Origin of the sequence: Mycoplasma zalophi (assembly GCF_018914005.1) — a bacterium.
Taxonomy (GTDB): Bacteria; Bacillota_I; Bacilli_A; order Mycoplasmatales; family Metamycoplasmataceae; genus Metamycoplasma; species Metamycoplasma zalophi_A.
Window position 1 is genome coordinate 127,920 of sequence record NZ_JAHMHI010000001.1, and the last position, 14,366, is coordinate 142,285.

The 14,366-nt window shown below is 21.3% G+C and carries 15 protein-coding genes; 6 read left to right on the plus strand and 9 right to left on the minus strand.

Going from position 1 to position 14,366, the window contains the following annotated elements:
* Positions 1-1,099 precede the first annotated feature (1,099 nt).
* Both KQ877_RS04090 and KQ877_RS03565 read right to left on the minus strand, forming a co-directional pair.
* Positions 1,100-1,795, minus strand: a complete 696-nt coding sequence (locus KQ877_RS04090; RefSeq protein ID WP_308699330.1) for an ATP-binding protein — start codon at positions 1,793-1,795, stop codon at positions 1,100-1,102.
* A 152-nt stretch (positions 1,796-1,947) separates the two neighbouring features.
* On the minus strand, positions 1,948-2,520 hold the full coding sequence (locus KQ877_RS03565) for an AlbA family DNA-binding domain-containing protein (RefSeq protein WP_246777992.1): 573 nt from the start codon (positions 2,518-2,520) through the stop codon (positions 1,948-1,950).
* On the opposite strand from KQ877_RS03565, the gene KQ877_RS00640 reads away from it, so the two are divergent.
* Positions 2,445-2,795, plus strand: coding sequence for a transposase (locus KQ877_RS00640; protein WP_216535714.1), 351 nt, complete (start codon positions 2,445-2,447; stop codon positions 2,793-2,795). The two genes, KQ877_RS03565 and KQ877_RS00640, sit on opposite strands and share 76 nt — an antisense overlap.
* Before the next feature lie 802 nt (positions 2,796-3,597).
* On the opposite strand, the gene KQ877_RS00645 is transcribed toward KQ877_RS00640, so the two are convergent.
* Together KQ877_RS00645 and KQ877_RS00650 are read right to left on the minus strand one after the other, a co-directional pair.
* Complete coding sequence (locus KQ877_RS00645) at positions 3,598-3,768, minus strand: hypothetical protein (protein ID WP_216535715.1); 171 nt, start codon at positions 3,766-3,768, stop codon at positions 3,598-3,600.
* Positions 3,769-3,855: 87 nt separating this feature from the next.
* Complete coding sequence (locus KQ877_RS00650; protein WP_216535716.1) at positions 3,856-4,371, minus strand: hypothetical protein; 516 nt, start codon at positions 4,369-4,371, stop codon at positions 3,856-3,858.
* Between the two features lie 470 nt (positions 4,372-4,841).
* Between KQ877_RS00650 and KQ877_RS00655 the strand changes: the two genes are divergently transcribed.
* On the plus strand, positions 4,842-5,288 hold the full coding sequence (locus KQ877_RS00655) for a hypothetical protein (RefSeq protein WP_216535717.1): 447 nt from the start codon (positions 4,842-4,844) through the stop codon (positions 5,286-5,288).
* A gap of 6 nt (positions 5,289-5,294) precedes the next feature.
* Positions 5,295-5,891, plus strand: coding sequence for a hypothetical protein (locus KQ877_RS00660; protein ID WP_216535718.1), 597 nt, complete (start codon positions 5,295-5,297; stop codon positions 5,889-5,891).
* Between the two features lie 459 nt (positions 5,892-6,350).
* On the opposite strand, the gene KQ877_RS00665 is transcribed toward KQ877_RS00660, so the two are convergent.
* Positions 6,351-7,082, minus strand: a complete 732-nt coding sequence (locus KQ877_RS00665) for a hypothetical protein (RefSeq protein WP_216535719.1) — start codon at positions 7,080-7,082, stop codon at positions 6,351-6,353.
* A 950-nt stretch (positions 7,083-8,032) separates the two neighbouring features.
* Here KQ877_RS00665 and KQ877_RS00670 point away from each other — a divergent pair.
* On the plus strand, positions 8,033-8,677 hold the full coding sequence (locus KQ877_RS00670) for a hypothetical protein (RefSeq protein ID WP_216535720.1): 645 nt from the start codon (positions 8,033-8,035) through the stop codon (positions 8,675-8,677).
* 1,366 nt (positions 8,678-10,043) lie between these two features.
* Here KQ877_RS00670 and KQ877_RS00680 read toward each other — a convergent pair.
* Positions 10,044-10,589, minus strand: coding sequence for a hypothetical protein (locus KQ877_RS00680; RefSeq protein WP_216535721.1), 546 nt, complete (start codon positions 10,587-10,589; stop codon positions 10,044-10,046).
* 199 nt (positions 10,590-10,788) lie between these two features.
* Here KQ877_RS00680 and KQ877_RS00685 point away from each other — a divergent pair, with 199 nt between their 5' ends.
* Positions 10,789-11,121, plus strand: a complete 333-nt coding sequence (locus KQ877_RS00685; protein WP_216535722.1) for a hypothetical protein — start codon at positions 10,789-10,791, stop codon at positions 11,119-11,121.
* Between the two features lie 13 nt (positions 11,122-11,134).
* Here the strand turns inward: KQ877_RS00685 and KQ877_RS00690 are convergent, their stop codons facing one another.
* Positions 11,135-11,278 carry a hypothetical protein gene (locus KQ877_RS00690; protein ID WP_216535723.1) on the minus strand — a complete coding sequence of 48 codons (144 nt, stop codon included), beginning with the start codon at positions 11,276-11,278 and terminating at the stop codon, positions 11,135-11,137.
* A 22-nt stretch (positions 11,279-11,300) separates the two neighbouring features.
* On the opposite strand from KQ877_RS00690, the gene KQ877_RS00695 reads away from it, so the two are divergent.
* Positions 11,301-11,873, plus strand: a complete 573-nt coding sequence (locus tag KQ877_RS00695) for a hypothetical protein (RefSeq protein WP_216535724.1) — start codon at positions 11,301-11,303, stop codon at positions 11,871-11,873.
* A gap of 1,203 nt (positions 11,874-13,076) precedes the next feature.
* On the opposite strand, the gene KQ877_RS00700 is transcribed toward KQ877_RS00695, so the two are convergent.
* Together KQ877_RS00700 and KQ877_RS00705 are read right to left on the minus strand one after the other, a co-directional pair.
* A complete protein-coding gene (locus tag KQ877_RS00700; RefSeq protein ID WP_216535725.1) occupies positions 13,077-13,463 on the minus strand; it encodes a hypothetical protein in 387 nt (128 codons plus the stop codon).
* A gap of 125 nt (positions 13,464-13,588) precedes the next feature.
* Positions 13,589-13,993 (minus strand): hypothetical protein, encoded by a 405-nt coding sequence (locus tag KQ877_RS00705; RefSeq protein ID WP_216535726.1) that lies wholly within the window; start codon positions 13,991-13,993, stop codon positions 13,589-13,591.
* Between the last annotated feature and the right edge of the window lie 373 nt (positions 13,994-14,366).

Genomic DNA, 14,366 nt, shown 5'->3' on the forward strand with positions numbered 1-14,366 from the left:
TTTTTCATCAAATGGTGCTAGAAACTGGTTTTGATACTTAACAACACCTTTTATTATTTTTCTTTTGATTTTTAAAATCATTTTATTTTTTAATTTAGTTTCATCATATTTTCTAAATACATTAAGTTTTTTATTTTCAGTTTTATTGAATTTATTGTTATAAAATTCAGTAATTTTATCAATATTATTGTTTATATAACCTCAATTTATTTAATGTTATTGTTAAAGAAAAAAAGCGGAAAATTTATTTGTACAATTAAAAAAGATCTTTTACTGTGGTTTAAGAGTTGGATTTAAAGAACAAGCTAAATTAATATCTTTTTTTCAAATAAAGCTTTTGCAAATCTAGTTTCATATCCGTATCCATTGTGTATTGTTGTTTTTTTTATCTGAATAAATATTTTCAGGTAAGCAATATTTTTAAATATAATTCCCTTAATTTTTGGTAACCTAAATTTGTTTGTTTTTTTGAAACATATAATGCAAGTAATTTACCGGTGCTTGCCTGAACTGCATAATATAAATAAATTTCCGAATCTGTATTATCTTCATTTTAAAGAGTTTTAGTGATAATTTTTTGTGAATTGTTGTTTTCAAAATTTCATTAACTCTTTGTTAATGTCAATAAAATCTTAATCATTATATTTTTGTACATTTTTGTTATATTTATTTCTATGATCTATTTTGTATTTTAAATCATTTCCTAAACTAAGAATTATGATTTTTTGTCGTATTTTTTTTATTGTTCCTATTGAACATTCTAATTTATTTGCTAAATGGTTTTTAATTTATTTAAAATTGTTATTAATGTAATTATTAGAAAACTTTTTTGTTTTATATAAAGTTGAATCTTTATTTTTTAGATAAATAGTACTCATTTTTGTCCTTTACAATATTGAATTTTACAGGACAAATTGAATGAGAATATATTAGAAACAATTTGAATTACAATAGACACAAATTTAGAGTGAAAAACACCACAGCAATATGCTATGGTGTTAACGAATTAAAAGATGTTAATATTTGTTCTGTGTGTTTAAAGTAGCATTATTATTAACGCATTATTATTAATCATATAGTTAATTTGTCTTTGAGTTGTTTAATTATTTTTTATTTTTCAGTAACCATTCTTTGAACTTCCTATATATTCTAATTTATCTTCTTCTTTTAGCTTTAAAATATCTCTTTCAATTGTTGATTTTGATACACGCAGAATATCTTGAAGGTCACTTCTTGTTATGTTTTTATTTTCTTTGATTAGTTCTAAAATTTTCTCTATTCGTTTTTGATTATTCAATTTCAAACTTTGGGCTTCATTTTGGGCTTCATAGTTTCTATTAAATAGAGTTACAATAACACCGTTGTTAGAAATATAATATTCGGGTTGTTTTGAAAAATCAGTATAGTCTTCAAATATTCTTCTTACACCTGACGCATAGTTTTCAATAACATCGATTTTATCTAATGTATTAACAATTATCTTATTCCTTTTAGCCACCATACCCACTTTAATATTTTCAAGTGTTAAACCATCTGGCAAACTACCTGGGGAGAAAATTTGAACTTTGTCATCATAAAATTCAATTTTTACATCACCACTTAATGTATAATCTCGATGACAATAACAATTTACGATAGCTTCTCTTAATGCTCTCTTAGGTATATCTAAAAATTCATCTCGTTCAGGTATTCCTGAAATGGTAATTCTTTTTCTATTGGATAAACTAGAAAAATACAGTACTTCATCTAATTGTTTCAGTATTGAGCCTGTAAATTCTTTTTTATCAAGAAACACGCTAACATTCACTCCTTGAAATACTGCAAATTTACTAATTGTTGGATTTTGATCACTCAGTAGTAAAGCTGCATTATTATATTTTCCATCTTTGTCTAATAAAGATAAAGCATATTTATCAAATTTAACTTTTTTATCTCTGAACCTCTTTTCTAAGTACTCAAAGTTAAATCATCTCTTTCAATTTTGATAGATTCAAAATCATTTGAACTATGTTGTCTTATCATTCTTTGAAATTCATCATCACTAGCGACTCTTTTTGTGCTTCCAACTCTAATGAAAACACCTTTAGAGTTGAATCCTTCTCCATCTTTATAATAATATGGTTTGTTTTTTCCTTCTAATATTTTTATTTTAAAAGGTTCTTCATTTGGAAAAATATGAATTAGATTTGTCACATCACCACTAAAAGCATTCACTACCCAATTAGATAAAATTTGTTCTCATTCTCGCTTTTTACTCTGTATCAGGTTGCTGTCAATTATACCCTCATCATTAACACCTAAATGAATTTCTCCACCTTTTGTATTTAAAAAAGATACTATTTCTAAAGATGGACAAAAAAAATTAACATTTTGCGAAAATGTTAATTTTTTTATAAACTGTTTAAAATCTGTATTCTCAAAGGTATGTATAGTAAGGAGATGAAATGTCAAGACATTTAAATATTGATGAATGGGATTTAGTATTTGATGCTTATCAGCAAAACGGAATGATTGGAGCATTAAGAAAAATGCATGTAATTTCACCAAAAACTAAATTTGCGAAAAGAGAAAATTTATCAGAAAGAATTAAAAAAGCAATTAAATATTATAATTTAGGAATGAAAGAAAAATTGTTAACAAAAAAAGGTGTAGATAGAAAACCTAGTTCTGGAAGACCAAAAAAAGAACCTGATTTTGATTGAGAAATTTTTGATAGAAATGATTTAATTGAAATAGCAAAAAGATATTATGAAATAACAAATCAAAAACCCGAAAAGAAAAAAACTAAAATCTAAATATTAAATCAGTTAAATTAGCATTATTTTTTAGCACTAGCATCAAACTATTTCAAAAAGCAAAAATAAATAGGAAAAAGTTATTCATAATTTTAAAATTATAATTGAATAGTTTAAAGCAAATAAGGCTAGACTTATAAAAAACTTAGTATATACATTTATATAAAATATTAGATACATAAATGATTGTACACTGGGAAGATATTTAAAGTATTTAAAACTTCAGTGTAAAGTAAGACAAAGAGAAAAACCAGAAATTAATATACAAAATGTGTAATCAATTAATATCGTTCAAAACGATTACAATGATAAATATAGCAGAAATATTTATTCAACTAATGTTTTAGGTGTAAATAATAGTAATGCTTATCTATTAACAATAATTAGTCGTAAAAGCAAAAAAATATAGGATATAGATTAAATAAATTAAATGATTAAATTTTGTTTTAGAAAATATTAAAGACATTGGAAAAGACAATTGCAACAATTTTATAATTCATTCTGATCGTGGTTTTTGATAACAAATTATGAATATATTGCTGAAATCATTAGATTAGTGGGAAAGTATCACTGTCAAGAATAAAAAATTCATTAGAGAATAGATAAATAGAATATTGGTTTAGAATAATTAAAACTGAACTATTAAACAATTTATATTATACAAAAATCACGTTTAATGAATTAAATTAAAAAAAATAATGATTATGTTTTTTGATACAACAATGATTAAATATAATCAAATTTAGGTTGAAAAACACCACGGCAATATGCTATGGTGTTAGTTAATTAAAGAGTGTTTTTTTTAATTATTTAAAATATTTGTTTTAAAATTTTCAAATAATGGATGTATTTCTCAATAAGTATTTAAATTTTTGAAATCATTTATAAATAAAGTATTAATTTGATTAAATTTAATTACATGTTCTAAGATTTTAATTGCTAATTCATAAACAATTTTGTCATTAAAAATCACTTCTGATTCATCATTTTTAGCAATTTTAATACTTGCTTTAGAGTCTTGTAATAATTTTGTATTCCATTTGCATAAAGTATTTTCGTTTTAGATTAAATTATTTTGATAAATTTTAATTAAAGTTTCATCTATTTCTGAAATTGGATAGTATTTTAAAATTTCTAGCATTTTTTTAAAACTTGACATTGTTGTAAATAAAATCCCTAAAATTTCTGCTTTAAAATTAGATTTAGTATTATTTATGATTTTAATTTTAAGATTTTTATTTCAAGAAGTATCATAATAATCATTTTTAAGTAAATTATTGATTTCTAAAATTTTAAAATCAATCTCTTTTAATTTAAAAAATTTTTTAGATTGAAAAATTAAATCATTTTTTCAGTTAATTAATTCTTCATCAAAATAACTAATATAAAAATAATTAACTTCATCTTTTAAATAAAAATTATTAATGATTTTAAAAATATCTTCTTTAAATTGTTTTGAACATTTAATTTTATTAGTTTTAAATGCTAAAAACAATTCATTTAATTGTTCTAAAATGAATTCTTTAGAAGTTTTATTTACAAACTCTTGGTAAGTTAAATTCTTATTTTCAAACACATCTACCATCCTTTAAACTACATTATATAACAAAATTTTTTTAAAAACAATTAAAAAACAAAAGTTCCTAAGGTAAATAAAAAAACAAAAATTCCAATTTCTAATAAAGTATTAACGTAATGAAAAAAAGTAATTACGAAATCAACAAAAAATATCAATTGGAATATATAAAAAATAATCCAAAAGTAACAGCCAGAACATTGTTGCTGACATAACATTTCAACAAAAACAATTTATAAACTTAGAAAACAATTAACAAATGAAAGTCAAATAATAATTACGCATAAGAATTTAAAAAATCAGCATTCAAAAAAATTAGCATTAGTCAAATTGATTGAATAATTGAACACTATTACTCTATATTAACTGAAATATACAAGGATAAATATTTAGATTTTTATTTAAACTTAAGATATTTTTATCAGTACGAAATACCTGAAGATCTTAAGAAAAATATGACTTATGCTAGTATGATCAAAAACCTAAAAGCGCGCGGATTTTACACATATGGTATGAGTAAAAACGGAAGAAAAGAAGCACGCAAAAATTTAGCAAATTTATCTAAAAAAGATGAATCAAAAACAATCATGTTTATCAATAAAATTTCAAAAGAACTCGATAAAAATATTGCTTTTGTTTCAAGAAAAAATAAAGGTTCTTATTTAAATTTTGGAGAGATAGTTGAAATTGATGCAACCGAACATTGATGAAATTGCAATAGTAAGTTTAATATATATGTTGCTGTTGACCGAGCGACAGGAATTATATTAGCTTTACATGCAGAAAAAGAAGAAACAAATCAAGGGTACATGATTTTGCTTGAAGATTTATTTTCAAAATGAGGTTTTCCAGTCTTAATAAGAACTAATAAAAGAAGAACTTTTTATGGAAATGAAGCAAAAAACACACCTTTGTAGAAGAACATGAGTAAAAAGAAGATAAAAGTGGAATCTTCAAGTGTTGCTATATTTAAACCTCTAGTTGAAAGAACCAATGACTCAATTCAACGATTTTTCCCTATTCATTTTAAAAATTTAGGTATTAAAACAGCGGCAGATTTTAACAAAAATAAAGAAGTTTTAATCAATGACTTTCATCAATGAAACAATAAATTTTATGCCCATAAGCAAAACATTTTCAGAACATGTGACACTTCCAAAAATGAACATAAGGTTTATCTGGAAATTAAAAGAAAAGCTTATGCTTCAACATTTCAGTATCAAAACCAGTATTATGTTGCAGTGAACGAAAAAGGACAAAAATTAAAGATCTGACCTGATGATGATGCACGAATAATGATAGATAGTAAAGGCGAAATCAAAATAAGTATCAACAACATTATCTTTAGTACTTTAATTCTAAAAGGTGATGAATTAAATGATTTTCAAAAATTTTGTTTGCAATACAAAATATCATCAACTGAGATCTTTTCCAAACCTATGTATAAACTTTTTAAAAACAGCAGAATATTTGCAAATAATCTATATAACGTTATACATAAATTAGAAGAAAAAATATAATTTGAATCCGCTAATGCAACACACTTACGAAGTGAGCATTGAAATTTATAAGGAAATGCAAAAAATTTTCGAAGAAATAAAAAGAATGGTTTCATTTAATTACCATTCTTAATTGTTTTTGTAATAATGGGCTGAATTAAAAGGAGTCAACCCAATTAATCATATCAAATATATTAACCAAATAAAAAACAACATAACAATGATGTTATGTCTGAAAAGCATATTTTTTCACGTATTATTTCGTCCTCAATATATTCCACTTCTAAGTATCTAAACGGAAAATCCCCTTAGCGTTACAAATATATCACTGCAACATCATTATACACCCAAGTCTTAATTTTTACAAACAAAATAAAAAAGCGACATAACAAAGTGTGTCTGAACAAAATTTTTCTCCTGTTTAAATTTTGTGTTTGTTTTTGTAATTTAAAAAATGAAATAGTATTTTTTATTTAATTTTTAATACAAAGTTTTTAATACCGGCTTTACATTCCTAATTTTGAGTATAGTATATTCTTTGATATTGTTTTTTGATTTAATTATTATTGAAGTTGGTATATATGTATTATACTGATAATTATCAGAAGTTATATCTCTTAATACCATTATCGGAATAAAACCATTTGTATTGTTTTCTCAAGATAACGAAAATGTTTTTTGATTATTATTGTTAGTTTTATTACTTCAAAAATAAAAACTATCACTTTCATTATAAATTAATTCAATAAATTGAACAAAAAACTCAATTCTAGAAATTAAAAAGGTAAAAAAATTATTAGGAGAATATTTATCTTTAAGTTTAACTTTTTCTCCTAATTTTTTTTCTGAATTAATAGTTTTCTCTGAAATTATTTTTCAATTATTAATTAGTAATCTTTCTAAATAAGATAAAGGATCATTATTATTTATTATTTTATTTATAAAGGTTTTTATGTATTTATAATCATTGGTTTTAGTCTTTTTTTCTAGCTTTTGTCAATAGTGAAGTCCTAAAATATGTTTTATATTTTTATTTTTTATTTGTATTAAATAGTCTCTGCCTTCTGAATTTTTAATATTTTCCATAAAAATATTTAATTTATTTTCAAAATGAATTTCTTTGTTTTCTTTGTTTTGCTGATAAAAAATTTTATCTAATATATTTTTCAAATTTAAAAAAATGCATTTAAGTTTTTCGTTATTGATGTTCATAAAATCCTATAAAAAAATGATGGGTTATATAGCTAACAACAGCCCCCATCCTATAACAAATTTAGCAACCTTATTTTATTAGTGTGTGGCAATGCTCGCAGGTCGGTTGTTCCACCTAAATATATCACACATATAAGTATGATATCATATTTTTGATATTTTTAAAAAATTTATCATCTTAAAATAATTTTAATATGAAATAAAAAACAAAAGTTCCACTTTTTTGAATTCAATAAATGAGAACTTTTGTTTTTTATTTTGTAATCTCTCCAAGTTTAAATAAACACTTTTTTTTGAAACAAAAGCAATATTTTTATCGAGTTCCTTTGAAATTTTATTAATGACATGGTGGTTTTTGATTCATCTTTTTTGAATAAATTTGCTAAATTTTTGCGCGCTTCTTTTCTTCCATTTTTATTCATAATCCGCGTGCTTTTAGGTTTTTGATCACACTAGCATAAGCCATATTTTTTTGATCTTCAGGTATTTCATACTGATAAAAATATCTTAAGTTTAAATAAAAATCTAAATATTTATCCTTGTATATTTCAGTTAATATAGAGTAATAGTGTTCAATTATTCAATCAATTTGACTAATGCTAATTTTTCTTGAATGCTGATTTTTTAAATTCTTATGCGTAATTATTATTTGACTTTTATTTGTCAGTTGTTTTCTAAGTTTATAAATCGTTTTTGTTGAAATGTTATGTCAGCGACAATGTTCTGACTGTTGCTTTTGGATTATTTTTTATATATTCCAATTGATATTTTTTGTTGATTTCGTAATTACTTTTTTTCATTATGTTAATACTTTGTTAGAAATTAGAACTTGTGTTTTTTATTTACCCTAGGAACTTTTGTTTTTTATTTCATATAATATTTATTGTCTATGTTTATTCTAAAGTGTATTTTTAGTTTAATGATATAATAATTTAAAAAGGAATCTACTTATGACTATAAAAAACCACATTATATATCAATATCAAGAATATAAAGTATCAACTAAATTATATAAATTTAGTTTCTGATCATTAATTTTATATATTTTATTTTTAATATTTTTAATATTATTTGCAAGTTGTATTTTTGTAGGATATAACTTTAAAAATCCTGCTTCAATAACAATTTTAACAATTTCATCTATTTTATATATTAGTGCATATATTTTACAAATTTTATCTTTATTTAAAATAAATAATTCTAAATTAAAAAAATATCAAAAACAAACTTTAAAACTGTTTTTAGGTTTAGGGTTAGTATTTTTTGTAATTGCAATATTAGGACTTGTTTATGTCTTAAAATATAAAAAAGAATATATCCATCAAAATAAAGATTTAATTTTAGCTAAAATATCTCAAGATGATAGTTTAAAACTAACCCCTAAACAAATTAACAAAGAAAACAAACATAATTCCACATATCAACTTCATGAAGTTGATTCTATATTAAATGGTTTTGTTTATAAAGATAAATTAACTAGATTTATTGAAAATTTATCTTTAAAACACCCAGATATTTCCAAAAAAGATCTTGAAGCAAAAGTTGCTGAATTTACTAGAAATTATAATCTAGAAAATAATACTGGTTTTGAATAATAAAAAACCACAACAAATTAAAGATGGACAAAAAAATTAACATTCGCGAAATGTTAATTTTTTTACAAACTGTTTAAAATCTGTATTCTCAAAGGTATGTATAGTAAGGAGGCGAAATGTCAAGAAATTTAAATATTGATGAATGGGATTTAGTATTTGATGCTTATTGGCAAAATGGAGTGATTGGAGAATTAAGAAAAATGCAAGCAATTTAACCCAAAACTAAATTTACGAAAAGAAAAAATTTATCATCAAGAATTAAAAAAAACAATTAAATATTATAATTTAGAATTGAAAGAAAAAATGTTAACAAAAAAGGTGAAGATAGAAAACCTGGTTCTGGAAGAGCAAAAAAAGAACCTGATTTTGATTAAGAAATTTTTGATAGAAATGATTTAATTGAAATAGCAAAAAGATATTATGAAATAACAAATCAAAAACCTAAAAAAGACAAGAAAAAAGAAGCTGCAAATCTTAAGATTAAATCAGTTAAATTAGCATTATTTTTTAATCTCAGTAGACAAACTATTTCAAAGAGCAAAATTTCACAAAAAAAGAAAAAGTTATTCCTTATTCTAAAATTATAATTGAAGCATTTAAGGCAAACAAGGCTAGATTTGGAAGAAAAAAACTTAGTATATATATTTATATTAAATATAAAATATATATAAATGATCGTACATTGGGAAGATATTTAAAGTATTTAAAACTTCAATGTAAAGTAAGACAAAAGCGAAGAAAACCAGAAATTAAAGATACAAAATGTGTAATTGATAATATCGTTCAAGGGGATTACAATGACAAATATAGCAGAATATTTATGCAACTGATGTTTCATACATAAATGCACCCAAAGATGTAAATGGTAGTCATGTTTATCTATCAGCAATAATTAGTCATAAAAGCAAAAAAATTATAGGATATAGACTAAATAAATCAAATGATTTAACTTAGTTTTAGAAAATATTAAAGACATTGGAAAAGACAATTGTAACAATTTTATAATTCATTCAGATCACGGTTTTCAATATACAAATTATGAATATATTTCTGAAATCATTAGACTTGGTGGGAAAGTATCACTATCAAGAATTGGAAATTCATTAGACAATAGAGAAATAGAATATTGATTTGGAATAATAAAAACTGAATTATTAAACGATTTAGATTATAAAAAAATCACGTTTAATGAATTAAATCAAAAAATTAATGATTATGTTTTTTTGATACAACAATGATTGAATACAATCAAATTTAGGTTGAAAAACACCACAGCAATATGCTGTGGTGTTAGCTAATTAAAAATGTTAATATTTATTGTCCATGTTTACATAGTGGTTTTTTATTTTAGTTTGTAATTTGTAATTTAATTTACAAAACTATCAGTTAATTTCAATAAATAATCTATCATTTCAATTCAATAATGTGGTTGAGAATTTAAATAACAAATAATAAATAGTCATAGTTTTAAAATTAAATATATTTTTCAATTTGCTAAATTTAATAATTTTTGTTTTCATAATTTTAAATTATTTCAAGTATTTATTTCAAGTTCTACTAAAATCATTTTAAGTAAATAATCAAGCATTTTAATACTAATTAAATTATTAAAATAATTTTCTTTGATTTGTTCTATATTTGTATTTTTAAAAGTTATTTTTAAATATTGTTTGATAATATCATCTAAAGAATTAAATTTAAATTGTTTGTTTCTAAATTCTAAATTAATTTTTGCGCTCTCTTGTTTTATGAAATTAATATTAATTAAAATTTCTTCATCATTTGTTTTTGATACTGATTTGAGATGTTTTTGTTTAATGAAATCAACATATTTTCATAAAGTTTTATAATAAAGTTTTTTGTTTTCATATCCTATTTCTTTTAATAATAGATCATCATTATTAATTTTCATTAATAGTTTTGAAATATTAATTTTGTGATTTATAGTATAAATATTTTCTAAATAATTTAATAGTTTTTATTACTACATGAGTTTTTTGGTGTTTCCATTGATTAATAATTAATATATTATAAGGTATAATTAAACCTTAAAAATGGGTATTTTTTATAAAGATATTTTAAAATTGGTATAATTGAATAAAAGAAAAATTATGAAAACTGATTATGACTTATTAAAATTAATAAATAAATATGATATAGCATCTTTAAAAGCAAATCATTTAGATTTACATTCAGCAAAAATACCTTCTATTGATATTTATATGCAAAATAAATATAGTGTTTTTAGATTAGAAACTCAAGAAGAAATTAAAAATAACTTTTTTTGAGTAAATGAATTATTAAAAAAATATGATTCTGAAGTAATTTGAGAACATATTTTTAAATATTTAGAAATTGCTCATATTGATAATATGCAATATCAAATTAATGATATTTATGATTTTTTTAAAAAAAGACCTATTTTAATTGAAAATATTTTTTAGAACTTAGTTTAAATTATCATTTTGAAGAATTTATTGATTCTGAAACTTTTTTAGATACTTTAATAACTAAATTAATTAATTGATATTTATTATATAGACCTTTTAGAATATATTTTAAATTCCCAGATGCAAAAAAAATCATTGAAGATATTATCATTTCTAAACTAAAAAATGCAATTATGTATTTTCAGCCTAAAGATGAAATTATGTATTTTCAGTTTAAAGGTGGCGGTTCTAATTGAATTAGGGAGTTAAAAAGAAATTATTTTGATTTTATTATCATTAAAGACAAACACTTTGAAGATTCAATTTACAGAAAACAAGTTATTAAAAAAAATATTACCTTAGATTTTTATAAAAATCTATTAAAAAATGCATATAAAAAATCAAGAGTAAAATGATTAATTAAAAGCATTAAACGATATAAAATAAATTCCAACAATCAATTAAAAAAAATAGATGAAATAACTAAAAAAAACTTGATTAGAATTTGTTTGAAATTAATTAGTTATTATCTTCACCCTACTTTAGATTTAGTTTTTAATATTTCATTATTTAATTCATCAGCTGAATTAAAAAAACAACCTAAACTCTTTAAAAATACTATTAATACCCTAGTTTTTGATATAAAACACCCTAAAGATCACTTCTATATTGATAAAAAAATTGACTGTTATATTTTAGATTTAAATTTATTAAAAGATTTAATTGAAAAGCAACTAAATTATGATGAAATATCCAAAATCCACTAAAAAATCTTTAAGAAGACTTTGATTTTAATAAAATATATAGCAAATGATAAATTATCTTTATTTAAATCTCAAAATTTAATTATTAAAGAATATTCTTTATATTATTTAAATTTACCAAAACCATTACAGTTTTATTATTTTCAAAGGATTTTTCTAAGTAATTTAAATTATTATCTAAATAATAATATGGTGCTTTTAGAGATTTAGATTCTAAGATTTAATTAAGATTAAGTTATTATAACTAATAATATTTAACATAGATTTATTCATTTAATTCTGAATTTTTAAGTTCAATTTCAGTTAGTTTTTTAATTTTTTGGTGAATCCAATTTTATAAATAATTACTAAAAATTTAAAGTAAATCAAAACCAAATAAAGTTCAATAAATTACTTTACTTTTTAAATTAAAACTAATATAGTGATATGTAATAGGATTGTAAATAAACAAAAACCCTAAAAAAGTTACTAATATTATTACAATACATCTTAATTGAAAAAAATATAATTAAGTATTTAATAGTTATTATTTAAAATTCAACTTATTGTTTCTTGTAATACCATTTTAATTGGTTTTTCAGTTTCTCTAACTATAGCAGAATTTTGACTTAATTCTGAATTATATTGAGTTTTAAAAATTTTGGTTTTAATTTATGAAAAGTGTTACTTTAACTTCATTTTCTGAGTTTCAAAACACATCTTCATGTAATTTTTGTTTTGTTAATTTATTGTAAATATCAAAATATAATTTAGCAGTTGATTTTGTTTGTTTATATCTATTTGGAACAGCTTCATCACTTTCAATAACAACTGCACATTCAACATCTAAATCAAAATATTCATTAATTATTCCTGATTTTATAGTTAAATATCTATAATCTTCTTTATTAATTGATGTTCTTCAAATTTAGATTCATTTAAAGATGTAAATTTAAGATCAAATAAACTAAATAAATCTTTTAAAAAAACTGGATTTTGTTTTAAATAATTTACAAAATTATATGGTGAAATATAAAGATAATTATTTAATTTAACTAGTTCTATAGCATTTGGATCATTATAAGTTTTGTAAATTCTACTAAAATTATAAAGATCAATACTTTTTAATAAAAAATCTTGTTGTTTTTTAGTAAATGGTTTTTTAGATTAATTTGTTTAGATATTTTATTTTCTTTTTTATCTTTTGAATAATTTCATAATCTAAAACTAATGTTTTAGCATATATACTGAACTTTCATTTTCTTTACTTATAATTTGTTTATTTAATAAATTAACTTCTAAATTAGCATTTTCATTAAATATTTTAATATCTGCTAATTTAATATTACCAAAATTACTAAAAGTTAAATCTTCTGGCAATTTAAACCCTATTTTTACAGATGCTTTTTCTAAATCAAGAGCTTCAATTACTTTTGGTTTAGATTCTGCATTATCAGAACTTTGATTTGTATTTTCTTTTTTAATTGTATCTTTTTTTGTTTCTTCTTTATTATCATTTTGTTTAGTTTTATCTGTTTCAGTTTTAATATTATCATCTTTAACTTCAATTTTAGCACAAGATACAGATGATAAAATACTTACTCAACTTACCATTAATAAAGAAGTTAATAAAAATATTTTTTAGTTTTTTTATAATGTATAACTTCTTTTTATTTATAAACTTTTTGTATATTTTTATACTTTATACATGAATAATATCATAATATATTATTATTTAATTATTTACCATTTAAACTTATATCATTGTAATAATAATTAGTTAAAATCATATCTTTAAGATATTGTTCAGAAACTCTATAATTTTTAAAATCTTGGTGTTTTTTTAATCATCTATTTTTTTCGATTTCTTTTAAAGATTCAAAATTAGATTCAATTATTGATTTTTTTGAAATTTGATTTGATATAACTTCTTTTTCATTATTCAAATTCTTGGTTATATCATTTCAATCATCATTTTTTTCCTTAATGATATCAATAACAAAACCAACAAACATTTTAAGAATCATCAATAAAGCAATTAATAAAGGGATAATAATTGGACTTAGAAGTACTATTTTTTCTAAAGTAGTTAGATGTGGGAATAAATATGATAATAAATGTCAGAATAAATATTTGAATCACATAATATCTCCTTAATGATATTTAATTACCTTAATTATAACAAATAATTTATAAAAATATTTTTATGAAATAAAAAACAAAAGTTCCAATTTCTAATAAAGCATTAACGTTATGAAAAAAGCAATTACGAAATCAACAAAAGATATCAATTGGAATATATAAAAAATAATCGAAAAGCAACAACCAGAACATTGTCGCTAGCATTAAATATTTCAACAAAAACGATTTATAAACTTAGAAAACAACTGACAAATGAAAGTCAAATAATAATTATGCATAAGAATTTAAAAAATCAGCATTCAAGAAAAATTAGCATTAGTCAAATTGATTGAATAATTAAACACTATTACTCTATATTTAGCTGAAATATAAGGA